Origin of the sequence: uncultured Porphyromonas sp., assembly GCF_938046015.1 — a bacterium.
GTDB lineage: Bacteria > Bacteroidota > Bacteroidia > Bacteroidales > Porphyromonadaceae > Porphyromonas.
Window position 1 is genome coordinate 18994 of record NZ_CALIXW010000005.1, and the last position, 24154, is coordinate 43147.

22 protein-coding genes and 1 tRNA gene are annotated in these 24154 nt (G+C 61.0%); 13 read left to right on the plus strand and 10 right to left on the minus strand.

Annotated features, from left to right (window positions below):
* Positions 1-8: 8 nt before the first annotated feature.
* The 4 genes from Q0248_RS00605 (at position 9) to Q0248_RS00620 (ending at position 4058) form a co-directional block, all read left to right on the plus strand.
* Positions 9-776 (plus strand): DUF5683 domain-containing protein, encoded by a 768-nt coding sequence (locus Q0248_RS00605; protein ID WP_299318525.1) that lies wholly within the window; start codon positions 9-11, stop codon positions 774-776.
* Positions 777-787: 11 nt separating this feature from the next.
* Positions 788-2233, plus strand: a complete 1446-nt coding sequence (locus Q0248_RS00610; protein ID WP_299318527.1) for a lytic transglycosylase domain-containing protein — start codon at positions 788-790, stop codon at positions 2231-2233.
* A 35-nt stretch (positions 2234-2268) separates the two neighbouring features.
* Positions 2269-3177: a sugar phosphate nucleotidyltransferase gene (locus Q0248_RS00615; protein ID WP_299318529.1), complete on the plus strand. Its 909-nt coding sequence runs from the start codon at positions 2269-2271 to the stop codon at positions 3175-3177.
* Between the two features lie 83 nt (positions 3178-3260).
* A complete protein-coding gene (locus Q0248_RS00620) occupies positions 3261-4058 on the plus strand; it encodes a DUF5020 family protein (protein ID WP_299318532.1) in 798 nt (265 codons plus the stop codon).
* Positions 4059-4165: 107 nt separating this feature from the next.
* Here the strand turns inward: Q0248_RS00620 and Q0248_RS00625 are convergent, their stop codons facing one another.
* From Q0248_RS00625 to pyrH, 10 genes are all read right to left on the minus strand, one after another.
* Positions 4166-6724: a TonB-dependent receptor gene (locus Q0248_RS00625; protein WP_299318535.1), complete on the minus strand. Its 2559-nt coding sequence runs from the start codon at positions 6722-6724 to the stop codon at positions 4166-4168.
* A gap of 380 nt (positions 6725-7104) precedes the next feature.
* Positions 7105-7176, minus strand: a tRNA-Arg gene (locus Q0248_RS00630).
* Between the two features lie 412 nt (positions 7177-7588).
* Positions 7589-8254, minus strand: a complete 666-nt coding sequence (locus Q0248_RS00635) for a porin family protein (protein WP_299318537.1) — start codon at positions 8252-8254, stop codon at positions 7589-7591.
* A gap of 30 nt (positions 8255-8284) precedes the next feature.
* The gene (locus Q0248_RS00640; RefSeq protein ID WP_299318540.1) at positions 8285-9805 is read right to left on the minus strand and encodes a LysM domain-containing protein; all 1521 of its coding nucleotides are present in this window, start codon (positions 9803-9805) and stop codon (positions 8285-8287) included.
* Between the two features lie 48 nt (positions 9806-9853).
* Positions 9854-10045 (minus strand): hypothetical protein, encoded by a 192-nt coding sequence (locus Q0248_RS00645; protein WP_299318542.1) that lies wholly within the window; start codon positions 10043-10045, stop codon positions 9854-9856.
* 141 nt (positions 10046-10186) lie between these two features.
* Positions 10187-10351 carry a hypothetical protein gene (locus tag Q0248_RS00650; protein WP_299318545.1) on the minus strand — a complete coding sequence of 55 codons (165 nt, stop codon included), beginning with the start codon at positions 10349-10351 and terminating at the stop codon, positions 10187-10189.
* A gap of 15 nt (positions 10352-10366) precedes the next feature.
* Positions 10367-11272 (minus strand): M48 family metallopeptidase, encoded by a 906-nt coding sequence (locus Q0248_RS00655; RefSeq protein WP_299318546.1) that lies wholly within the window; start codon positions 11270-11272, stop codon positions 10367-10369.
* A gap of 104 nt (positions 11273-11376) precedes the next feature.
* A complete protein-coding gene (rsgA, locus tag Q0248_RS00660) occupies positions 11377-12321 on the minus strand; it encodes a ribosome small subunit-dependent GTPase A (protein WP_299318548.1) in 945 nt (314 codons plus the stop codon).
* A 13-nt stretch (positions 12322-12334) separates the two neighbouring features.
* On the minus strand, positions 12335-12898 hold the full coding sequence (gene frr / locus Q0248_RS00665) for a ribosome recycling factor (protein ID WP_211789177.1): 564 nt from the start codon (positions 12896-12898) through the stop codon (positions 12335-12337).
* A 50-nt stretch (positions 12899-12948) separates the two neighbouring features.
* Positions 12949-13659 (minus strand): UMP kinase, encoded by a 711-nt coding sequence (gene pyrH / locus Q0248_RS00670; RefSeq protein WP_299318550.1) that lies wholly within the window; start codon positions 13657-13659, stop codon positions 12949-12951.
* A 514-nt stretch (positions 13660-14173) separates the two neighbouring features.
* On the opposite strand from pyrH, the gene Q0248_RS00675 reads away from it, so the two are divergent.
* From Q0248_RS00675 to Q0248_RS00715, 9 genes are all read left to right on the plus strand, one after another.
* On the plus strand, positions 14174-14764 hold the full coding sequence (locus tag Q0248_RS00675) for a hypothetical protein (protein WP_211789179.1): 591 nt from the start codon (positions 14174-14176) through the stop codon (positions 14762-14764).
* Between the two features lie 29 nt (positions 14765-14793).
* Positions 14794-15744 carry a DUF2764 family protein gene (locus Q0248_RS00680; RefSeq protein WP_299318553.1) on the plus strand — a complete coding sequence of 317 codons (951 nt, stop codon included), beginning with the start codon at positions 14794-14796 and terminating at the stop codon, positions 15742-15744.
* A gap of 58 nt (positions 15745-15802) precedes the next feature.
* Complete coding sequence (locus Q0248_RS00685; protein WP_299318556.1) at positions 15803-17560, plus strand: V-type ATP synthase subunit A; 1758 nt, start codon at positions 15803-15805, stop codon at positions 17558-17560.
* Between the two features lie 7 nt (positions 17561-17567).
* Positions 17568-18890: a V-type ATP synthase subunit B gene (locus Q0248_RS00690; protein ID WP_299318558.1), complete on the plus strand. Its 1323-nt coding sequence runs from the start codon at positions 17568-17570 to the stop codon at positions 18888-18890.
* Between the two features lie 86 nt (positions 18891-18976).
* Positions 18977-19606 carry a Type 1 glutamine amidotransferase-like domain-containing protein gene (locus Q0248_RS00695; RefSeq protein ID WP_299318561.1) on the plus strand — a complete coding sequence of 210 codons (630 nt, stop codon included), beginning with the start codon at positions 18977-18979 and terminating at the stop codon, positions 19604-19606.
* A 21-nt stretch (positions 19607-19627) separates the two neighbouring features.
* Entirely contained in the window at positions 19628-20242 is a 615-nt protein-coding gene (locus Q0248_RS00700) for a V-type ATP synthase subunit D (protein WP_211789184.1), read from the plus strand.
* 8 nt (positions 20243-20250) lie between these two features.
* Complete coding sequence (locus Q0248_RS00705; protein ID WP_299318565.1) at positions 20251-22065, plus strand: V-type ATPase 116kDa subunit family protein; 1815 nt, start codon at positions 20251-20253, stop codon at positions 22063-22065.
* A 43-nt stretch (positions 22066-22108) separates the two neighbouring features.
* Complete coding sequence (locus Q0248_RS00710; RefSeq protein ID WP_211789186.1) at positions 22109-22567, plus strand: ATPase; 459 nt, start codon at positions 22109-22111, stop codon at positions 22565-22567.
* 510 nt (positions 22568-23077) lie between these two features.
* Positions 23078-24154, plus strand: a 1077-nt coding sequence (locus tag Q0248_RS00715) for a PglZ domain-containing protein (RefSeq protein ID WP_299318568.1), incomplete at its 3' end; no start/stop codon positions are given.

Sequence of the window (24154 nt, forward strand, 5' to 3'; positions counted from 1 at the left end):
CTCTGTCTATGACTGCCTCCCGCTATCGTCCCAGCCTCCTCCTCCTCGGGCTTGCTCTCCTCATGGGAACGGCTTCTGCCCGAGCTTCGGCTCCCGACAGCCTCCTCACGCTGCGCAGCTACCCCTCCTTCGCGAGTACGGGCCTTCAGAGCAGCCCGAGCTACGTCGGGGACAAAGCGCCGCGCCCCCTGCGGATCGCCCGCCTCGATAGCCTCGTGCGTACTGCTGAGGAGCCTCAGGTGCAGCTCTCACCCCAGGCGATGGCGATAGCTCCGCTTTGGCAGCCCAATTCGACCAAGGCACTCCTCTGGGCTCTGCTCCCTGGGGGCGGACAGATCTATAATCGCAAGTACTGGAAGCTCCCCATCGTCTGGGGTGCGCTGACGGCCTGCTACTACGCCATCAGCTGGAACAACCGCCAGTACCGCGACTACCATGAGGCCTATCGCGACATCATGAGCGCCGACCCTGCGACCAATACCGCTTGGCTGGCCTTCGCCCCCGCGGGTGCCAAGGCCGAGGACTACGCGCAGTACAGCTCGCTCCGCTCGACGCTCAAGCGCGGCAATGACTACTACCGCCGCTATCGAGACCTCAGCATCGTCGCTACAGTGCTGGTCTACGGCCTCTCGCTCCTCGACGCCTATGTCGATGCCGAGCTCTACACCTTCGACATCTCTCCCGACCTATCCCTGCGCCTCAGCCCAGAGATAGCCGTGCCTGCGCTACCTCGACCCGCACTACAGCTGGGGGTCAACTGTAGCCTTACCTTTTAATGACTCCCCCTATGAAGAGCCTCCTCAGGATATCCCTTCTCTCGCTTCTCCTCACGCTCTCGCCTTCCCTCTGGGCACAGCGCGACAGCATCCGTCAGCAGGGATCTCCGCTCTCGCTCTCCCTCTCCTCAGCACTGCTCGATCCCATCACGCTCCCCGCTTCGCTAGATCGCGACGTAGAGAGCCTCCTGGAGCAGTGGTATAGCGGCTATGGGCGCAAGGGTACCGCACGTAACAGCCCTGCCCTCCCTGCCTCCGTCTCCGTCCCTTACACTGCCGACAGTACCTACATCAGGATGCTGAATCGCATCCCCTCGGTGATGCGCTTCAGCTACAATCCCCTCGTGCGTGAGGCCATCGAGCTCTACCTCTACCGTCGTCGCTGCCTGCTGAGCTCCATGCTCGCCCTCTCGGATCTCTACTTCCCCGATATAGAGACAGCGCTCGACAAGTATGGTCTGCCTATGGAGCTACGCTATCTGGTCATCGTCGAGTCGGCGCTCAATCCCAAGGCCATCTCCCCTGCTGGGGCGGCTGGCCTCTGGCAGCTGATGCTCCCCACGGGCCGCGTCTACGGGCTCAACATCAATAGCCTCGTGGATGAGCGCATGGATCCCATCCGTAGCACGGAGGCCGCGAGCCGCTTCCTCAAGGACCTCTACAAGATCTACGGCGACTGGTGGCTTGTGCTGGCGGCCTATAACTGCGGCCCCGGCAACGTCAATCGTGCCATCAAGCGCTCCGGGCTCCTCAAGCCGAACTTCTGGGACATCTACCGCTTCCTCCCCGGGGAGACGCGTCGTTACATCCCGCTCTTCATCGGGGCTTACTTCGCCATGCACTACTCGCGTCACTACGGCATCCTGCCGCGCGAGCTCGGCCGTCCGCTGGCTACCGACTACTACGTGACGCCACACCGCGTGACCTTCGACCGCATCGCCGAGCTTACGGGGCTGGATCGGGAGACGATCTCCACCTTCAACCCCCAGTACCGTAGCGGCATCATCCCAGGGAACAACGCCTCGGTACGCCTACCACTGACGGCCATCCTCAAGCTCGATAGTCTCGGCGAGGCCGTCGTCTCCCCCGAGCTGCGTGTCAACCTCGAGGGTCCTGACCAGCAGACCTCCTCGCGTCGGAAGCAGAGCTCGAGCGAGGAGACGAGCCAGGAGGAAGCCGAGGTCGAGACCAGCTCCAGCCGCTCCCGAGCTAGCTCCCGAGGCGAGTCCGCCACTACGAGCCGTCAGCACAAGGTCAGCTCGGGCGAGACGCTCTCCAGCATCGCCCACCGCCACGGCCTCACGGTCGAGGAGCTCAAGAAGGCCAATAGACTTCGCTCCGACAAACTCAGCGTAGGGCAGAGCCTATCTATCCCTGGCAAGCACAGTGCTAAGGCGGCGCAGAAGCACACGTCCTCTAAGGGCAAGGCCACGAAGAGCCGTAGGCGCCGCCGCTAATGCGTCATCACTAACTCCTAAACACTATAAGTACAATGAAACAACCTACACTCGTTGTCCTCGCTGCAGGTATGGGGAGCCGCTACGGCGGTCTCAAGCAGCTCGATGGTCTAGGCCCCTCGGGCGAGACCATTATGGACTACTCCATCTACGACGCTATCCGTGCTGGCTTCGGTAAGGTCGTCTTCGTCATCCGCCACCTCTTCGAGGAGGAGTTCCGCACGAAGATCGTCTCCAAGTACGAGCACAAGATCCCCGTCGAGATCGTCTTCCAGGACCTGGACAAGCTGCCTGAGGGCTTCACTGTCCCCGAGGGGCGTGAGAAGCCCTGGGGTACCAACCACGCCGTCATGATGGCTGAGGAGGTCGTCAAGGAGCCCTTCGCGGTGATCAACGCCGATGACTTCTACGGTCGTCATGGCTTCGCTGCACTGGCGGACAAGCTCCGTAGCCTCTCTGACAGCGAGGGTAAGTACTGCATGGTTGGCTATCGTGTGGGCAATACCCTCAGCGAGAGCGGTACGGTAGCGCGTGGCGTCTGCCAGGTCGACGACAAGGGCTTCCTGACGGAGGTCGTAGAGCGCACGGCGATCGCTCGCGGGGAGGATGGACGCATCTTCTTCGAGGACGAGCAGGGTCAGAAGCAGTATCTCGAGGAGAACACGCCCGTGTCGATGAACATGTGGGGCTTCACTCCCGACTACTTCCGTCACTCCAACGAGCTCTTCCGCCACTTCCTCCAGGCGCTGGACACGAACCCTAAGTTCGAGTACTTCATCCCGCTGCCCGTCAACCTCCTCGTAGCTCAGGGCAAGATCTCTGTCGAGGTGCTGGATACGCCCGACCAGTGGTTCGGCGTGACCTATGCTGCTGACCGCCCCGAGGTCGTAGCCAAGATCCAGGCACTGGTCGACGCTGGAGAATACCCTACCAAGCTCTTCTAAGCGCTAGCTCCCACCCAATGATAGCGAGCGCAGTCGGTAGCTCCCGCTACTGGCTGCGCTCGTGTCTATAGCTCCTCAGCATGATGATGTCTCGCTTCCGCCAGTCCCAGGACGGCCGAGGGCTTCGCCTCCTCGCGCGCCCGCTCCTTGGCCTCCTCTTCCTCTCGGCAGCCCCGCTCCTCAAGGCGCAGAATATCCAGCTGCACTACGACCTCGGCCGTGCCCTCTACCCGACGGTGCAGCGCGAGCGTCCTATGATGACGGCTACCGTCGAGCAGCAGAGCCTCGACCGCTTCGGCGATACCTTCTACTTCGTAGACATGTCCTGGCGTGATCAGGGTGCAGTGAATGCTAACTGGAAGTTCATGCGCAACCTCCGCTTCTGGCGTCCCCCCTTCGCCCTACACCTCCGCTACGATGGGGGCCTCCGCTTCAGAGACTACGCCCCGAGCACGGAGCGGACCAAGCCCGCCTTCTCCCTCAACGATGCCTTCATGCTCGGCGGGAGCTACACCTACCTCAGCCCTACACGTCGCACGATGCTCCAGCTCATCCCCCTCTACAAGTATATCAAGGGGGCAGAGCAGCCGCACAACTTCGAGCTCTGTGGCGTCTGGCGCTTCGCCTCGGCCTCGGGGCTCTTCACGGCGACGGGCTTCTTCAGCTGGTGGCGGCAGGAGCTGACGGCTCCAGGCTGGGGAAGCACGACCTTCAGGTTCATGTCCCAGCCTCAGCTGTGGTGCAATCTCAATAAGCTCAAGGGCGTGGCACCCGACTTCAACCTCAGCGTAGGCACAGAGCTACGTGTGTCGAAGAACGTCGATGCCCCGCAATGGATCGTAGCCCCGACGCTCGGGCTCAAGTGGAGCTTCGGCCGCTAGCCCAGCCGCTCCATAGTATAAGGACAGCGCCCCCAGCATCTCGATCGGATGCTGGGGGCGCTGCTGTATCAGAGGCGCTAGGTCTGCACCCCGTGGAGGCTACTCGGCTAGAGGTCGAAGGTCGCCGAGAGGTAGAGACGGCGGGGACGCGTGGGGCCGTAGATGTAGGCCGAGGCGCGGCCAGGTCCCTTGTCGGTATCCTGCTGGTAGGAGTTCAGGAAGTTCTGTATGCCAGCGTCCAGCGTCAGCTTGACCAGCGAGGTGAGGTCTAGGGCGTAGCTGACGCGCAGATCAAGGTCCAGGAAGGGCTTGGTCGTGGTGAGCTGCGCGAAGCCTGGGGCCAGGCCACGGTGCTGCGTCCCTGTGGCGTCGGTGTAGTCGAAGGCGCCACGGCTATCGGGCTTAGCCTCGCTGGCGATCCCAGCGAAGCCCTCGTAAGGCTCGTGGGGTACCTTCATCGAGCCCGTGTAGGTACCCGAGAGGGTGAAGCTCAGGGGCTTGCTGGGGCGCAGCGTAGCGGCGAAGTAGCCGTACACATTGGGCGTACGCTCGTAGTCGCGCGTGGTGATAGTCGCCTGCGTGGGCGTCTCGTCGCTGGGCTCGAAGAGCGTCTTGTCCGCTCCGTAGCGGCTGCGCTGGAGCGTCAGCCCTGCCTGCAGGTCGAGGAGACGGCGGTACGCCAGGCGTCCCTCGAGGTTGATCCCGTAGACCTGGCTAGGGCTGCCCGCAGCGTTGATGATGGTGATGACCTTCTTGCCCGTCTTGGGGTCGAGGACGCCATCCTCGTTGTCGGCGGTGAACTTATTCTTGATGAAGGTGGCGAAGCCCTCGCCCATGAGGTTGAGCTGCCAGCTGCCGAAGGCGGTATACCAGTCGGCGGAGGCGCTGAGGCTACGGCTGCGCTCCTCGCGGAGGTCCTTGCCGAGGACGCGCTCCTTGGGCTCACCACCAGCGAGCGTCACGTGCATCTCCTCGTCGAAGAACTGCGGGGCGCGGAAGCCCTCGCTATAGGAGAGGCGTAGGCCGAGGTCCTTGGTGGGGGCGAAGCGTACGTTGGCACGCGGACTGAGGATGAGGAGCGGGTCGATGCTCTTCTTGCCCCCCTGCGTCAGATGCACGTAGTCGAGGCGGCCACCGAGGAGGAAGCTCCAGCGGTCGAGGCTGTACTCGAGCTGGTCATACTGGCTCCAGGTCCAGGTCTTCTGGTCTATGCCCTGAGCGCGGTAGCCGCTCTTGTCGTTGAGCAGCGAGTAGCTGACCTCAGCCCCAGCCGTCAGTGTCCAGGGGCGGTCGAAGTGGTGGATGTAGGTGCCGCCTGTCTGGAAGTCGAAGCCCTTGGTCTGGCCGTAGGAGGTCAGCGCCTTGAAGGCCGCGTCGTAGGCCTCCTGATAGGCCGTCTCCTCGGCGCTACCTGCAGCGCCACGAGGCAGCTCACGTAGAGGCTTGAGCAGCTGCTCGGCGTAGTCGCCGCCGCCGTAGTAGCTCTTGCGCAGCACCTGCTGCCCCGAGCCGTAGAGGCTGAAGCTATCCTTGCCCTCAGCCGTATTCTGGTCGAAGCGCAGGCTAGCGCCGTTAATGAAGTGCTGGAGGTACTCGGCGATGCGCGCCTGGAAGGGAGCTTCGTCGAGTCGGTCACCGCCGCGGCGATACTCGTGCATGGAGCGCCATTCGGCCGTGAGCTTGCTGTAGATCCCCGTCTTGTAGTAGGCACGCAGACCGAGGGCGCGCTGCTTGAGCTCGGGGATGTCGGTGAACTGATCCCCGTCGACGTCCACGAAGCCACGGCGGGCATGCTGGCCGAAGACCATGACGGCAGCGCGTCGATCCTCACTCACGAGGCTGGCGTTGTAGCTGGTCACAGGCATAGGGCTGGTATAGCGATGCCCCGACTGCTCGTAGCTCGTGATGCTCTGCTTGAGCGTGGCGGTGCTGCGCAGGGGCTCGCGGGTGATGACGTTGATGACGCCGCCTACAGCGTTCGCCCCGAAGAGTGCCGAGCCACCACCACGGATGACCTCCACACGCTCGATCATCGAAGCGGGGATCTGCTCCAGACCGTAGACGCCTGCTAGGGCGCTGAAGACAGGGCGGCTGTCGATGAGGATCTGCGAGTAGGCGCCCTCGAGGCCGTTGATACGCACCTGGTTGAAGCCGCAGTTCTGGCAGTTGTCCTCGATGCGCAGCCCGGGCTGGAAGCGCAGCCCCTGACTGAGGTTCTCGGAGTTGGTCTTGGTGAAGAGCTCCTGCGAGAGCACGGTCACGAGGCTGGGGGCATTACGCCGCATGGTCTCATGTCGGTTGGCCGAGACGACGACGCCATCGAGGTCTATGCTCTGCGCCTTGAGGTAGAGGTCGAGGTGGCGGCTGTGGCCTGCGGTGACGGAGAGACTTACCTGCTCGGAGGCGTAGCCGACGAGGCGTGCCTGGAGGGAGTAGGTGCCAGGCTTGAGCTTCGTCAGGGAGAAGGCCCCATTGGCATCGGTCGTAGTGCCGAGCGTAGTACCTGTGATGAATACTTGGACGAAAGGAAGGGCCTCGTGTGTCGAAGCGTCTACGACGGTGCCCACGATACTTCCTGTCGTCGCTGTCTGCTGTGCGCTGCCGCTCCAGTGGACTCCGAGTAGGAGTAGGGCGGCCAGCAGCACCTGCTGCATCAGCTTGTTCATTGCGTTTCGCTTGGGATCATGCCCCGCTATGCCGTGGCATGGGGGCGGTTAGTAATAATGAAGGAATGATTCTCCCGATGTGCGCCAGCGAGGGCGTGCCAGCGGGAGACCGCGGCGTAGCTTGGGCTGTCAGGGCTCGTCACTCGTAGATGGGGTGGGGAGAGTCGTTAGCTCGGCCAGAGGGCAAGCGGTAGCTTCGGTCAGTGCAAAGGTAGGCCAAAGCCTATAGCCCTGCTCTATCTGGCGATAAAATACCTATTCTTAGGGATGGCCCTCGGCTGGGGGAGAGGGAGGCTGCGATTAGGCCTTGAACCTAAGTCTATTAAGGAGCGAAGCCCACTCAGACTGCTGATGCATACCTGAGTGGGCTTCGTCGTGCGTACCCCCGAGCAGAATCGAACTGCTATCTAAAATTTAGGAAATTCTTGTTCTATCCGTTGAACTACGAGGGCCCGGTGCTCGCCTTGGACGTAGGACTCCTTTGTGGGAAGCCCCCTAGCGAGTTAGCGCAAAGATAAGGAAATTTAGCTAGAGCCCTCGTGGAGCTCTAGCACTGAGGCTTCGGCGTAGGATGTGCCAGGAGGCTGGTCTGCTCGTGGCGCCTGATGCCCTAGCTAAGGAGCGGATGGCTGACTTGCTTGTGTCCGAGCGAACTAAGCCGCGCTGGAGACCACCGAGATCAGGGGCTAGAGCGCTTCGCCAGAGGGTGTCGGCAAAGGCTAAGCGGAGGCCGAGCGAGGGGACAGCCTATACGAAGCGTCGCGAGGGATATCAGTCAGCGCCCTGACTGATATCCCTCGCGACGCTCATGGACGTCCCTCAGCGTGCCCACTGATATCCCTCAGGAGGCCTTCCGCGCGGGGACTAGAGTTGGATGACGTAGCCGAGGCGCGCGCCGAAGCGTAGCTCCGAGGACTGAGGATAGGGGGAGGTGCGCGCGCTCGACCATATATTGCCGAGCCCGTAGACGAGGCGCCCCTCCAGCTCGATGCGGTGACGGCCGCCGAGCTGCAGGCTGAGGCCAGGGCCGCCACCTAGCCCCCAGAAGAAGCGATTGGCGACGGGGAGCGCGTGGCGCGCCTTGTCCTGATCGCTCATCGCATCCTCTCCCGAGCTCGTGGAGGCCTCGGAGAGGATGTAGCCGACGAAGGGGCCTGCGTTGAGGTAGAACTTAGCGCTCCCTTGCCCTAGATAGAGGTGCGTCAGCAGTGGCACCTCCAGCGCGCTCAGCGTACGGCTGTAGCTAGTCGTAGCGGCATCGTACTTCTCCTGCCAGCCACCTTGGACATAGTTGGCCTCGAGCTGTAGGGAGGCACCGCGCTCCACATTGTAGCGGAGCAGGACGCCGCCCATCAGTCCCGAGTGCAGCCGCTGGCTGACGCTGGGGACGAAGTTGACGCGGCTCATCAGCATCCCACCATGGACACCGACGGCGAGCGACTGGTGGAAGGGGGGCTTGGCCTCCTGGGCGCTGGCCGTCGTAGCGGCGAGCCCTAGGGCGAGGAGGCTGTAGCAGAGGGTGCGTATCATCTCTGTGCGGGGCTAAGGGACAGTGCGGGGCTAGATGGCATCACGCTGGATCGTGCCCGAGGACTTGTAGGTGACCAGATAGCATCGGGTGTTGGTATAGACGCTGCGACGTGCGCCGTCCTGCTCGTCGGTGAAGGTTACCTTGGGGTAGATATCCAGCTGCAGCCCGTCCGAGGGCAGGGAGTTGAGGTGCTTGACGAAGCCCTGCCCGTAGAGCGAATAGGCGCGGATGAAGTAGCGCGCTAGGTCGTAGCCAAGGACGCTGTACTTGGGGTAGGTGTTGTCGATCTTGTGGCTGAACCAGTGATTGTACTGCGTGAGGAAGTCACGTGACTCGCTGGTCGTGGGGTCGAAGAAGAAGCTCGAGTAGATCGTCGCATTGTAGCGGCTGAGGCTACGCTGGAATCCGCCCCCGAAGGACTGCCACTGTGGGTAGCCGAAGAGGGTAAGGTTCGTCGAGCCCTGACGCTCGAGGTAGCTGATGGTAGCCTGCGCGAGGTTGCGATCTGCTGAGACGGGTACGAGGACGGCTGTCGTCCCTACGGTCGGGCTCTGCCCGCCGAGCTCGATGGTGCGATGGGGGAGACCCGCGCTGCGTAGGGCCTTGCGCAGCTCCTGTGCGAAGAGGTCCTCGCTGTCGCTGCTGCGCTTGACGAAGACGACCTCACGCCCCTTGTAGCGCTGTAGGAAGCTCGGGATGACGCGGTCGATCAGGTACTCGGGGTGCGCGTTGACGAGGACGGCCGAGTTGCCCGCCCCGAGCTCCAGCCCGTCGACGCGGCTGAAGGGGACGACATAGTAGCGGTAGCCGCCTGCGCGTGCTAGGGCACCGATCTGCTGCTCATTGACCCCGCCGAAGACGAGATCCATATCCCGTAGCTTGCCCTGGGCGATGTACCCCGAGAGTGCCTCATCGGTCGGCGTATCGAGCGTGGTCAGCTGGATGCTGACGCCCGTCTTCTTGAGCTCGTACATGCCGAGGAGGAAGCCCTCGTAGAACTCTACGTAGCGACGTCCCTTCGTCAGGGGCAGCAGCAGTGCCACGCGTACCTGCGCCTTAGCCACTTGGCTGGAGGAGATCTCTACGCTCTGAGGCTCAGGGGCAGGGCTGGGCGTGGCGGCCTGCTCGGACTGCGGGGTGGGGATGACGAGCTCCATGCCTACCTTGACATTGGAGGAGGTGACCCCAGGGTTGGCGCGTAGGAGCTGCTCCAGCTCTATGCCATAGTTCTTACTGATGCGGTAGAGCGTCTCGCCAGCGGCTACGACATGCTTGCGGCTCTCGGCCTTGGGGCTGGTGCTGCTGTGGCTCGTCGCCTCGCTCGGGATCAGGAGCTTGTCCCCGACCTTGATCTGGGTACGTGCCCAGGGGTTCAGCTCGTAGATCTTCTCTATGGGGACATTGTAGCGTCGGGAGATGCTGTAGACAGTCTCCTCGCGTACGACCTCATGCTCGCGGATGCGCTTGCTCTGTGCTAGGGCAGGGATGCTGATGAGGAGGGCTAGGGTGAGGGCTAGGACGCGGTGCGTCCGCCTAGGGTGTGGGCTCATAGCTGTGGGCTGTGCTGATTAGTCGCTGCTCGAGTCGCGGTGCCGCTGCTAGCGGCGTGGCTCGGGGCGCTTGCTATTCTTGCTGATGAAGAAGAGGATAAAGAAGAGGTTGAGGATGGCAAAGCCTCCCCCGACGAGGACGATCATGCGCTGAGCCTCCGAGAGGAAGGCCAGGGAGACGAGGCACCCGACAGCGACGAGGATGGTCAGGATGAGGACGATTTGCTTCAGCAGTTTCATAGGGCTGTGTGGCTAGAGGAAGAGGGTGGGGAGGCTGCGGGTGGGCGATGCCTCGCTTGGATGGGCTCGGCGGCCTGAGTAATACGGGCTCAGCGGTCTGAGTAATACGGGCTCAGCGGTCTGAGTAAATCGGGCTGGAGGCTAAGGTACGATGGCACTGAGGCTCGGTGCGAACTCGCCCTGCCGCAGGGGCGCCTTGCCGCAGGGCGAGGTCGTCTCTAGAGCAGGGCGAGGGGGCGATCCCAGTGCCTCGAGGCTATAGGCCGGGGGGAGGCTAAGCTGGGTGCGCAGCGAGGCAGAGGCCATCGTCAGCTAGGCGGACTAGCGCTTGAGCAGGCGGTTGAGGTCCGAGACGCGTACGTCCTGCTGCTGGGTAGAGCGCGTCGTCGTGGGGCTCGCGCTGGGGGCGGCCTTGCCCGTGTAGTACTTCAGCGCCGTGGGGAGGTACTCGTTGATGGCACGGATGCGGTTCTCGTCGCTTGGGTGCGTGCTCATCAGTTCGCTGACCTGCTGGCCGCCCTTGCTAGAGGACATCTTCTGCCAGAAGTTCACGGCGTAGCGTGGATCGTAGCCTGCGATAGCCATGAGGACGAGCCCCATCTTGTCGGCCTCATACTCCTGCTTGCGACCGAAGGGGAGCATCACACCGACCTGAGCACCGATACCGTAGGTCTGATTGATGAGTGCGCCGAGGGTGGCCGAGCGTGAGCCTACCGCAGCGCCGAGGATCTGGCCGCCTGCCTGCAGGAGCATCTGATTGCTGATGCGCTCGTTGGCGTGCTTCGCCAGCGCGTGGCTGAGCTCGTGCCCCATGACGGCTGCGAGCTCGTCGTCAGCGTGTGCGCCGTTGCCTATGAGGTTCAGTAGACCCGTGTAGACGACGATCTTGCCGCCAGGCATACAGAAGGCGTTGACCTGCTTGCTATCGACGACGTTGAACTCCCAGCTAAGTGTGGAGAGCATGTCGGTATAGCCGTTCTCCTTGAGATAGGAGTTCGTGGCCGCGGCGAGTCGACGGCCTACCTGGTTGACGCGCGCGTTGTAGCTGCTGTTTCTGCTGAGCTGGGCCTGGCTGATGAACTGGCGGTACTGCGTCGCGCTCATCGATAGGATCTCGCCGTCGGATACGAGGCTGAACTGGTTGCGCCCCGTGATGGGCACGGTGCTGCAGGCTGTGAAGAGGAAGAGGGCCGCTGCTGCAGCGCATCCTCTAGATAGGATATTCATCATTCGTACTAATGCTACTGATTGCTTAGGCTGGGCTGTGGGGCTAGGCTGAGGCCGCCGCCTAGGGGGCTAGGGCGTCGTGCCAGAGGCCTCCCGGCCTTACCTTACTTATACTCGGGGCGGTACTTACCGCCTTCTTTGTCCTCGAGGATACCGAGGTAACTGGTGTATCGAGAGGGCGCGATGCGTCCTTCCTCTAGTGCTGATAGAACGGCGCAACCTGGCTCGTGCGTATGCGAGCAGTTGCCGAAGCGGCAGTGTGCGCTCTCTGCGAAGATCTCGGGGAAGTAATGCGAGACCTCTGCCTCGTCCATTTCCAGCATACCGAAGCCCTTGATCCCCGGCGTGTCGATGAGGTAGCCGCCGCCAGCGGAGGGCAGGGGGATCATCTGGGAGAAGGTCGTGGTATGCATCCCCTTGAAGTGCGCCATAGAGATCTGCCCCGTGCGCAGCTCGGCGCCAGGGATGAGCCTATTGATGAGCGTGCTCTTGCCGACGCCTGAGTGACCGCTGAAGAGGGTTATCTTGCCCTCCAGCCTGCCTAGGAGCTCGTCGACGCCCTCACCCGTGGTGGCGGATACCGCATGGCAGGGATAGCCGATGCCGCTGTAGAGCTCGATGAGCTCCTGCATGTACTCCAGCGCCTCGGGGGTGTAGAGGTCGACCTTGTTGAAGATCAGCTCCGTCGGCACCCGATAGGCCTCCGCCGTCGCGAGGAAGCGGTCGATGAAGGTCGTGCTGGTCTCGGGGGCAGCGATGGTACAGACGAGGAAGGAAGCGTCGAGATTCGCCGCTAGGATGTGCGACTCCTTGGAGAGATTGGCCGAGCGACGGATGATGTAGTTGCGTCGTGGCAGGATGTCGCGGATGTAGTGTACCTCGTCCTGCTCGTTGAGCTCGAGCTGGACGAGGTCCCCCACTACGATGGGGTTGGTGCTGCGGAAGCCTCTAAGGCGTAGGTTCCCTTTGGCAAGGCAAAGGTACTCCTTACCGTCCTCGGCCCGTACGCCGTAGTGGCTCCCGGTATTCTTGATGACTAGTCCCGTCACTGCAGGGCCTAGATTAGACGGTCATGATTTCCTTCTCCTTGGCAGCGAAGAGCTCGTCGATCTTCTTGATATAGCGATCATGAATCTTCTGCACCTCGGCCTCGGCGTCCTTAGCTACGTCCTCGGGGGTGTTGTCCGCCTTGATGCTCTTCTTGATGGCATCGTTGGTATCGCGGCGCGCATTGCGTACGGCTACCTTGGCAGCCTCGGCATCGGCCTTGACCTGCTTGACCAGCTCGCGACGGCGGTCTTCGGTGAGGGGAGGGATGCCGAGGCGGATCAGCTCGCCATTGTTCTCAGGTGTGATACCCAGGGGCGAGTTGATGATGGCGCGCTCGATATCGCGGATGATATTCTTCTCCCAGGGGGTGATGACGATACTCTTGGCGTCGGGTACGGTCACGGTACCTACCTGTGTCAGAGGCACGAGGCTGCCGTAGTACTCGACCATGATGCCGTCGAGGATCTTGACATTGGCCTTACCAGCACGCACACGTGCCAGCGCCTCCTCGAGGTGCTCTACCGTCTTCTCCATCTGGGCGCCAGCCTGCGCCGTTAGATTCTTCAGTTCGCTCATTGATATGCTTTATAGATTTATGCTTGTCCTTATATATAATGTATCTGTCCCTAGAAGCCCACGTAGGTGCCGATGGACTCGCCGCGCAGCACCTTCAGTAGGTTGCCAGGGGTATCCATATCGAAGACGATGATGGGGAGCTTGTTCTCCATGCACATCGTCGTAGCCGTCAGGTCCATGATCTTCAGCCCGCGCTGATAGATCTCATCGTAGGTGATGCGGTCGAACTTTGTCGCTGTGGGGTCCTTCTCTGGGTCTGCCGTGTAGATCCCATCCACGCGGGTACCCTTGAGCATGACGTCGGCCTTGAGCTCGATGCCGCGCAGCGAGCTACCCGTATCGGTGGTGAAGTAGGGATTGCCCGTACCGCCCGAGAGGATGACGACCTCGCCACGCTCCAGCGCCTCCAGGACGCGGGGCTGTGCGTAGTACTCCCCGATAGGCTCCATGCGTATAGCGGTGAAGACGCGGTTCTTGACACCGAGAGCTGTCAGGGCAGAGCCTAGGGCGAGGCTATTGATGACCGTGGCGAGCATCCCCATCTGGTCGCCCTGCACGCGGTCGAAGCCCTGGGCTGCGCCGCTCAGTCCGCGGAAGATGTTGCCCCCGCCGATGACGATCGCTATCTGAATCCCCTGCTCCGAGGCCGCCTTGATGTCGCGGGCGTAGTCGCCGAGGCGATCCGTGTCGATACCATACTGCTGGGCACCCATCAGAGACTCTCCGCTGAGCTTGAGCAGCACACGCTTGAATGTATTCATACCTTGAGTATATGCTGATTATATATACAAAGTAACGACTTTTCTGCCACACTCCAAGGAGTGCACACCCACTGTGGCGGGCTGTCGTAGGGGGCTGCGGGCCTCCGACGAAGGGCTTGTCTCGGTCCTGCTCGCTTGCCTTGGGTGCAGCTCGCGTGAGCCCTTAGCCTCCTCCCGAAGTGGGCTCCACACGCTGAGGCTTAGCCCGCGCTGCGCTGAGGGATATCAGTCAGCACCCCCGAGGGATATCCCTCAGCGCGCTCAGGGACGTCCCTCAGCCTCCTGAGGGATATCCCTCAGGCCCGCTGAGCCTTACCCTCGAACGCTCTTGAGGGGTAGGGCGCGCGGCCTGGAGGGCCCTTGGGAGCTCCTTGAGACGGGGGCTGTGTGGGGCTACTTTGAGGACTTTGGCGAGGGGGTGTTTTGAAATGAAAAAATCTTTACCTTTGTCCAAGACGCAGGGAGCACAGCCTCCTGACGATACTACTGCAGACAAACGAACGTAATTCAGGATATGGATGCAAAGATTCAAGAACTGACCGAGAAGATCTACAACGAAGGGGTAGAGCGAGGACAGACGGAAGCACAGCGACTCATCGCTGAGGCCGAGACCAAAGCCAAGACCATCGAAGCCGACGCACAGGCACGTGCCGCAGCACTCATCGCAGACGCTGAGCGCCGAGCCAAGGAACTCAAGGAGAACACACAGTCCGAGCTGCGCCTCTACAGCGCCCAGCTCGTCGACAGCCTCCGCAGCAGCATCGCTGACCAGATCCAGGGCCAGGTGGCAGAGCAGAATACCAAGGCACTAGCTGTAGATCCCCAGTTCATCCAGGGCCTCGTGGCTCGTATCGTCGAGGGCTTCGACCTCAACCGCGGCGTAGAGATCGCCACGGCTGACGCCGAGGCACTGCGTAGCTACTTCGCGTCCAACGCCAAGCAGCTCCTTGAGCAAGGGGTCAGCATCCGCTCTGTCGCGGGCAAGCCCACAGACTTCACCATCTCCCCTAAGGATGGCAGCTTCAAGATCCAGTTCGGAGAGGCAGAGTTCGCCGAGCTCTTCAAGAGCTTCCTACGTCCCGAGCTGAGCAAGATGCTCTTCTAGGGCCTCACCAGCATCCTTGAGACAAGACCATGGCTAAGTACTACGGCTTAGTATCAGGGCTCCCAGTCTTGACCGCTGAGATGGCGAAGCCTCCCTATACTGCGGAGGAATTCTACCACGAACTACAGCCTGTCCTCAGCACCGCCGACCGCCAGCTCCTGGAGGCGCTGCGTGCCGAGCGGCTGCACCCTCAGCTCATCGACTGGATCAGCACCGATGCGCTAGCCCCCAGCCCCGAGGGCGCCTCTGAGGAGCCTGCTGATGAGGACTCGGCCGAGGGTTCAGCGCTCCTCACTCAGCTGCGCGCGCTCGCTCAGCGTGCCTCCGAAGGGGCACGCTTCGCAGCCCCGAAAGGGATCCCCAGCTATCTGGCACGCTTCGTCTACGAGCTCTACTACCGTCCCGCGGCCGATGACTGGCGTGCCGACAGCACCACGCCCGCCCTCATCGAGGAGCTGCGCCACGAGCGTATCGCCCTAGAGGATCGCCTCTCGCGCTACTACTATGAGTGGCTCGGGAAGAGCTCCAGCGCCTTCGTCCGTGGCTGGGCTGAGCTGAACAAGAACCTACGTAACATACTCGCGCTCTATACCTGTCGTCGCCTCGGCTGGGATCCTAAGGACTACATCGTAGGCAACGGTGAGGTCGAGGAGCTGCTGCGTACCAGCACGAGCAAGGACCTGGGGCTGGGCGATCAGTTGCCCTACCTCAAGGACGTGCTTCGCATCGCTGAGGAGCGTGATATAGCACGCCGCGAGCGTCTCATCGACCTGCTGAAGTGGCAGTGGATGGATGAGTGGACCTTCGTCCGTGTCTTCGATATAGACAATGTCCTTTGCTACTACCTGCGCCTAGAGATCCTCGGCCGCTGGGTCCAGCTAGACGCCGAGCACGGCGAGGCTACCTTCCGCGGTATCGTACACGGGCTCAAGGGCGAGAGCGCACGCGTCCTCGATGACTTCAGGCACAGCCACCGATAGGCGGCCCCCGAGAGACATCGCAATCACATCGCAACACCGAAGAATACAATCATACATAATGGCAACAAAAGGCATAGTAAAGGGCGTGGTCGGTAACCTCGTGACCATAGAGGCCGACGGTCCTGTGTCTCAGAATGAGATCTGCTACATCACCGTCGCAGGCGTAGACCTCATGAGCGAGGTCATTAAGGTACAGGGCAAGAACGCCTACGCGCAGGTCTTCGAGTCGACGCGTGGTATGCGCATCGGGGACGAAGTCCGCTTCGAGGGGCACATGCTCGAGGTGACGCTCGGCCCAGGGATGCTCTCCAAGAACTACGACGGGCTGCAGAACGACCTCGACAAGATGGAGGGCGTCTTCCTCAGCCGTGGTACCTATACCTATCCCCTAGATGAGGGCAAGCAGTGGGGCTTCTCCCCGCTGGCTCAGCCTGGGGATCGCGTGCAGGCTGGGAGCTGGCTGGGTGAGGTGACGGAGAACTACCAGTCCATCAAGGTCATGGTCCCCTTCACCTTCGAGGGTCTCTATACCGTCAAGTCCATCGCTGCGGCGGGTGACTATACCGTCAAGGAGACCATCGCCGTCCTCACCGACGAGGCAGGACAGGAGCACCAGGTGACCATGGAGCAGAAGTGGCCCGTCAAGCGCCCCATCAGCTGCTATGCCGAGAAGCCCCGCCCCCACAAGCTCCTCGAGACAGGCGTACGTATGATCGATACCATGAACCCCATCGTAGAGGGCGGTACGGGCTTCATCCCCGGTCCCTTCGGTACGGGGAAGACCGTGCTCCAGCATGCCATCAGTAAGCAGGCCGAGGCCGACATCGTCATCATCGCGGCCTGCGGGGAGCGTGCCAATGAGGTCGTGGAGGTCTTCAAGGAGTTCCCCGAGCTCAAGGATCCCAACACCGGCCGCCCCCTCATGGAGCGTACCATCATCATCGCTAATACCTCCAACATGCCTGTGGCAGCCCGTGAGGCCTCGGTCTACACCGCGATGACCATCGCCGAGTACTACCGCTCCATGGGACTCAAGGTGCTGCTGATGGCTGACTCCACCTCCCGCTGGGCGCAGGCGCTGCGTGAGATGTCGAACCGCCTCGAGGAGCTCCCTGGCCCCGACGCCTTCCCTATGGACCTCTCGGCCATCGTGGCTAACTTCTACGCCCGTGCAGGCTTCGTCCACCTCAACAATGGTGCTACGGGCTCCGTGACCTTCATCGGGACGGTATCTCCTGCAGGGGGTAACCTCAAGGAACCCGTTACGGAGAACACCAAGAAGGTAGCCCGCTGCTTCTACGCCCTCGAGCAGGAGCGTGCCGACCGCAAGCGTTACCCTGCCGTCAACCCCATCGACAGCTACTCCAAGTACCTCGAGTACCCCGAGTTCCAGGACTACATGGCCGAGCGCATCGGCTCGGGCTGGATCGCTAAGGTCGGGGAGATGAAGCAGCGCCTCATCCAGGGTAAGGAGATCTCCGAGCAGATCAACATCCTCGGTGACGACGGCGTGCCGCTGGACTACCACATTACCTTCTGGAAGAGCGAGCTCATCGACTTCGTCATCTGCCAGCAGGACGCCTTCGACGAGATCGACGCTAACTGCTCGCTCGAGCGTCAAGAGTACATGGTGGACAAGGTCATGCAGATCTGCCGTACGGACTTTGCCTTCGAGGACTTCGTCCAGGTGGGTGAGCACTTCAAGGATCTGATCAATGCCCTCAAGCAGATGAGCTATTCGGTCTTCCGCAGCGAGGACTTCGCGCGTCACGAGGCACGCGCCGACGAACTAGTCGCACAGCGCGCAAAAAACTAAGACGATTATGACAGCAAAAGCATTCCAAAAGATATACACCAAGGTCGAGAACATTACGAAGGCCACCTGTATGCTCCGCGCTACGGGCGTAGGTAATGAGGAGCTGGCTACGATCAACGGGCGCCTGGCGCAGGTTGTGCGTATCATGAACGATGAGGTCACGCTGCAGGTCTTCGGCGGGACGGAGGGCATCCCCACGGACGCCGAGGTCATCTTCCTCGGCAAGGCCCCTTCGCTGCAGGTCGGCGACCAGCTCGTTGGGCGCTTCTTCAACGCCTACGGCGAGCCCATCGATGGCGGCCCTGCCGTCTCGGGGCAGGAGGTAGAGATCGGCGGCCCTTCGGTCAACCCCGTTCGCCGCGAGCAGCCCTCCGAGCTGATCGCCACGGGGATTGCGGGCATCGACCTTAATAACACGCTCGTCACGGGGCAGAAGATCCCCTTCTTTGCTGACCCTGACCAGCCCTTCAACGAGGTGATGGCCATGGTGGCCCTCCGTGCTAAGAGCGACAAGATCATCCTCGGCGGGATGGGTATGACCAATGACGACTACCTCTTCTTTAAGAATACCTTCAGCAACGCCGGTGCCCTAGACCGCATCGTCAGCTTCATCAACACGACGGAGGACCCCTCCGTCGAGCGTCTGCTCATCCCCGACATGGCGCTCACGGCCGCCGAGTACTTCTCCGTCGTCAAGGGTGAGAAGGTCCTCGTGCTGCTGACGGACATGACGAACTACGCCGACGCCCTGGCCATCGTCTCCAACCGCATGGATCAGATCCCTTCTAAGGACTCGATGCCGGGCTCACTCTACTCTGACCTGGCGAAGATCTACGAGAAGGCGGTACAGTTCCCCGACGGAGGCTCCATTACCATCATCGCCGTGACGACCCTCTCGGGTGGGGACATCACCCACGCAGTGCCTGACAACACGGGGTACATCACTGAGGGGCAGCTCTACCTGCGCCGTGATTCTAATGTGGGTAAGGTCATCATCGACCCCTTCCGCTCACTGTCGCGCCTCAAGCAGCTCGTCATCGGCAAGAAGACCCGTGAGGACCATCCCCAGGTGATGAACGCTGCTGTGCGTCTCTTCTCGGATGCCGCTGGTGCGCAGACCAAGATGGAGAACGGCTTCGACCTCACGGACTACGACGAGCGCACGCTCTCCTTCGCGGCCGACTACTCCCGTGAGCTGCTGGCCATCGACGTCAATATCGACACGGAGCAGATGCTGGATACGGCCTGGAACCTCTTCGGCAAGTACTTCCGTCCCGCCGAGGTCAACATCAAGCAGCAGCTGGTCGATAAGTACTGGCCCAAGGCATAAGAGTTTAGTTCTAATCCTACTCACGTTACTAGAAAGGCACTCCCTAAGGGGTGCTTGGATTAGGCAGGACCAAAGACATACAGATTATGAGCTCAAGTATCTTCCTCTTTCTCTGCTCCTCATTCGTAGACGTAGCGCCTCTCTTACAACAATGGAGTCCTATCGAGTTGCAAGGGAAGCAGGTGACTTTCATCCCTACAGCGAGTATTCCCGAGTCATATAAGGAATACGTTCGATTAGGACAACAGGCCCTCGAAGGTCTTGGACTAAAGGTGCTCCCCTTAGAGGTGTCTAAGGCCTTGCCTAAAGAGATTGAAGCCGCGCTCTCGCAGGGGGATTTTATCTATGTATCAGGAGGCAATACCTTCTATCTTCTTCAGGAGCTAAAGCGCAAAGGTGCGGAGCAGCTGATTCGGGAAGAGGTTGAGAAAGGGAAACCCTATATCGGGGAATCTGCCGGCTCAGTGATATCAGCTCCTAGCATCGAGTATGTTCAGCTAATGGATGATATCTGTGCAGCTCCTGAACTAAGCTCTTTGCTTGCCTTAGGACTGATCTCTAGATACCCGGTACCTCACTATCAGAGCTATCCTTTTACTGAGGTTGCGGATAAAGTCCTTACGACATACGGGGGCAAGCTCCCCCTTGTGCCGATCACCAATGAGCAGGCTATCGTCGTCCGAGGGGGTGAGTTCACCATCCTTACCAAGGAATAATAGCTAGCCATCATACAACTTATGGCGATACGATTTCAATACAACAAGACCTCGCTACAGCAGCAGGAGAAGGCGCTGAAGATGCGCCTGCGCACCTTGCCTACCATCAAGAGCAAGGAGAGCGCCCTGAGGCAGCAGGTCAAGCAAACCAAGCGCGAGGTCGAGGAGCTAGAGGCGAAGCTGGAGCGAGAGCTGCAGGGTTACCAGGGTATGGTGAGCCTGTGGGCAGAGTTCGACCCCAGCTTGATCACCGTCGATAGGGTAGACCTGTCCATGCGCAAGGTCGCTGGCGTCATGCTGCCCGTCCTCGGGGAGATTCACTACGAGGTGCGTCCTTTCAGCATCTTCAACGCCCCGAGCTGGTTCGCCGAGGGCATCGAGCTGCTCAAGACGCTTGCCACGACGGGTATCCAGGCCGAGTTCCTCCGCCTCAAGATGGAGTACCTCGAGCACGCCCGCAAGAAGACCACGCAGAAGGTAAACCTCTTCGAGAAGGTGCAGATCCCTGGCTATCAGGATGCCATACGCAAGATCAAGCGCTTCATCGAGGATGAGGAGAGCCTGTCGAAGGCCTCGCAGAAGATCATGCGTACCAATATCGAGAAGCGTAAGCAAAAGGAGGAGGAAGAGCTATGATACAGCCAATGAGTAAATACGCCTTCCTCGTCTTCCATCGGGACTACGAGGCTGTGCTCCACCAGCTGCGTGAGCTCGGCGTGCTCCACATCCAGGAGCGCCGCGATACGCGCGAGGTCGAGGAGCTGCAGCAGATCCAGCAGGAGCGTGGCGAGGTCAAGATCCTGCTACGTCAGCTGCGACCCTTTGCCGAAGGGCAGGACCCCGAGCTGCATCCTCGCCTCAGGCAGCGCGCTGAGGGGCAGGAGCTCGTCCGCGAGCTTCACGGACTCCTCGAGCTACGTGGACAGAAGCAACAGGAGCTGGCCGCGCTACGTGCGGAGGCTGGCGAAGTAGCGCTGTGGGGAGACTTCAGCCCCGAGCGTCTCGAGCAGCTGGACACCGCGGGCTACCAGCTGGAGTTCTACAGCATGCCGCTGGCACGCTATACGGAGGACTTCGAGGCAGGGCACGACGTGCTCCCCATCGCCGAGCAGGCGGGGCGTAAGTACTTTGTCCTCCTGCGTCGTGCAGGGGACGCTGCGCCGCTGGCGGAGGCCGATCGCCTAGCCCGTCCCGCACGTAGCGTCGCTCAGGTCGAGGAGCTCATCGCACAGCGCCGTGAGGAGCTGGAGACGCTGGAGCGTAGCATCACGATCGAGACCCCCAGTCATCTGGCTGAGCTGGAGCAGTACGATAGGCTGCTGGAGAATGAGCTGAGCTTCGGCAAGGCACAGCTGCAGGCCGAGCGCCTGGCGGATGAGCGCCTGTATCTGCTGGAGGGCTTCGTCCCCACGGAGCAGGCTGCGGCCTTCGAGCAGGAGCTGGCGAAGACGGGCTGTTACTTCAAGCAAATCGACTTCGATCCCGCGACGGAGCGCGTGCCCATACAGCTCAAGAATAATAGCTTCGCCCGTAGCTTCGAGTTCATCACTCAGCTCTTCTCGCTGCCCAACTATGGAGAGATCGACCAGACGGTGCTCATCGCCCCCTTCTTCATGCTCTTCTTCGGTATGTGCTTCGGCGACGCAGGCTATGGGCTCATCCTACTGCTGGCTTCGACTTTCTTCCGACTCAGGAACAAGGGCGGTGACAATAGTCTCCTCAGCCTCGGGCAGTGGCTCGGTGGCGGTGCCTTCGTCGTAGGGCTCGTCCTCGGCTCGATCTTCGGTATGGAGCTACCCTGGGCGCGCGACAAGGACTACCTCTTCAACCAGGACAACATGATGGTCATCGCCGTGGTCATCGGCCTCATCCAGGTCTTCTTCGGTAAGCTCGTAGGGGCCTACAAGACGAGTCGACAGCAGGGCTGGCGCTATGCGCTCTCAGGCTATGCCTGGGTGCTGCTGCTCATCGGCCTAGGGCTGATCTACCTCTTGCCGAAGCTCGAGATCGCGCTGCCCCTATGGCTGCAGTATGGCCTCTACGGCATCGTCGGGCTCTCGGTACTGGTAGCCTTCCTCTACAACAGCCCAGGCAAGAACCCGCTGATCAATGTCGGCTCGGGCCTCTGGACCTCCTACAACAATGCCTCGGGGCTGCTCGGGGACGCCCTCTCCTATATCCGCCTCTTCGCCATCGGGCTGACGGGGAGTATCCTAGGGAGTGTCTTCAACCAGCTGGCTATGTCCTGCATCCCCTCGGGGGCTGATGCGAGCATCGGCGGCATCGTCATCGGCTGGGTGATGGCGCTCTTCATCCTAGCCTTTGGGCATACGATCAACTTCGGCATCGCCCTCATCGGCGCCTTTGTCCACCCGCTTCGTCTGACCTTCGTAGAGTACTACAAGAACAGCGAATTCGAGGGCGGAGGCCGTCCCTACGCGCCCCTCAAGCGTAAGTAAACAAGCAAAAGAATAATAGTACTATTAACTCAACTCAACGATTATGAATGAGATGTTGTCATTCCTCGGCCTCGCGCTGATGGTAGGCCTTACAGGTATCGGTAGTAGCATCGGCGTGACGATCTGCGGTAATGCTGCAGTCGGAGCGATGAGGAAGAACCCTGACTCACTGGGGCAGTATATCGGTCTGGCGGCGCTACCTAGCTCCCAGGGGCTGTACGGCTTCGTAGGCTTCTTCATGGCCAAGACGGCGCTGGATAAGCTCATCGCCGCAGGGGCGATCACTCCCTTCGCTGCCTGGGCTATCTTCGGCGCTGGGCTGATCCTCGGTATCGTCGGCCTCTACTCCGCGATCCGTCAGGCGCAGGTCTGTGCCAACGGGATCCAGGCCATTGGTAGCGGCGAGAACGTCTTCAGCGCTACGATGGTGATGGCCGTCTTCCCTGAGCTCTACGCCATCCTGGCCCTGCTGGTCGCTATCCTCACGGTGAACTCCCTCTAATCCAGGATAAGCCGTCTTAGGCCACAGGCCTTAGGCGCTATAAGGGGCGCATCCTCCGCTGGAGGATGCGCCCCTTGTCTTTGGCCGAAGTTGCAGTAGGGGAAAGGTGGGATCGTGAGCTAAGGGGGAGTGCCCGTGAGAGATATCAGTGGGCGCGCTGAGGGGCGTCAGTGAGGCGCCTCAGGGATAGCAGTCAGGAGGCTGAGGGATATCCCTCACGGGGGCTCGGACTTGTAGGGGGCTTCGCTGCACCCCTTGCTCACTTTGCAGGGGGACTTGGGCAAGGGGCTCACGGCCTTGGCCGTCGCTTGCCCGCGGACGGGCTGGGCGTAGGTTGTCGCTTTACCCTGCGTTTGATTGCGCTCAAAGGGGACGCACTCCTTGCCCTGGCTCTACCTTATGCTCTTGGCCTTGCTGCGGAGAGCTCGGGGGCAAGGCTATGTGCTCGGAATGCCGTATCTTAGTAGAGGCAATGCGCATGGCATCGCCCCAACAAAGGACTGCAGACAAATGAGCACAAGCAAAGTATATCAGATCCTCTGGGCAGACGATGAGATCGACCTGCTCAAGCCCCACATCCTTTTCCTGAAGAACAAGGGCTACGAGGTAACGCCCGTACTGAGTGGCAACGAAGCTATCGATGCGGTGCAGGCGGAGCACTTCGACCTCATCTTCCTCGACGAGCACATGCCTGGCCTCACAGGGCTAGACACACTGCAGCGGATCAAGGAGCTGCGCCCCTTCGTCCCCGTCATCATGGTGACCAAGAGCGAGGAGGAGGAGCTGATGAACCAGGCCATCGGCGGCAAGATCACGGACTACCTCATCAAGCCCGTCAATCCCAGCCAGCTGCTGCTCTCGCTGAAGAAGCATCTCCACCAGAGCGATATCATCAGTGAGGCTACGACGATGAACTACCGCCAGGAGTTCGCCCAGATCAGCATGCAGCTGAGCGATCGCCTTAGCCTCGATGAGTGGAAGGAGCTCTACCGCCGTCTCGTGCACTGGGAGCTGGAGCTGGAGCAGGGTGATGCGCAGATGCGCGAACTGCTAGAGATGCAGAAGGCCGAGGCGGGACGCCTCTTCAGCCGCTTCATCATGCGCCACTACGAGGGCTGGATACGCGAGCCCGAGGGGCGCCCTACGCTTAGTCCTGACCTCTTCAAGAAGCAAGTCTTCCCCCTCCTAGACGCAGGGGAGAAGGTCTTCTTCATCCTCATTGATAACTTCCGCTACGACCAGTGGGAGTCGGTCAAGTCGATGCTCAGCGAGTTCTATACCTTCGACGAGGAGCAGCTCTACCTATCCATCCTGCCGACGGCGACGCAGTATGCGCGCAATGCGATCTTCTCCGGATTGATGCCCCTAGACATCGCCAAGATGTTCCCCGAGCTATGGGTGGACGAGGAGAGCGAGGAGGGGAAGAACCTCAATGAGGAGCCCATGATCCAGACGCTGCTGCAGCGCTACCGCAAGAACTACAGCTTCTCCTATAATAAGGTCTACGAGCCGCGCTTCGGTGAGAAGCTCCTCTCGAACCTCAACAGCCTCAAGCAGTACCCGCTCAATGTCATTGTCCTGAACTTC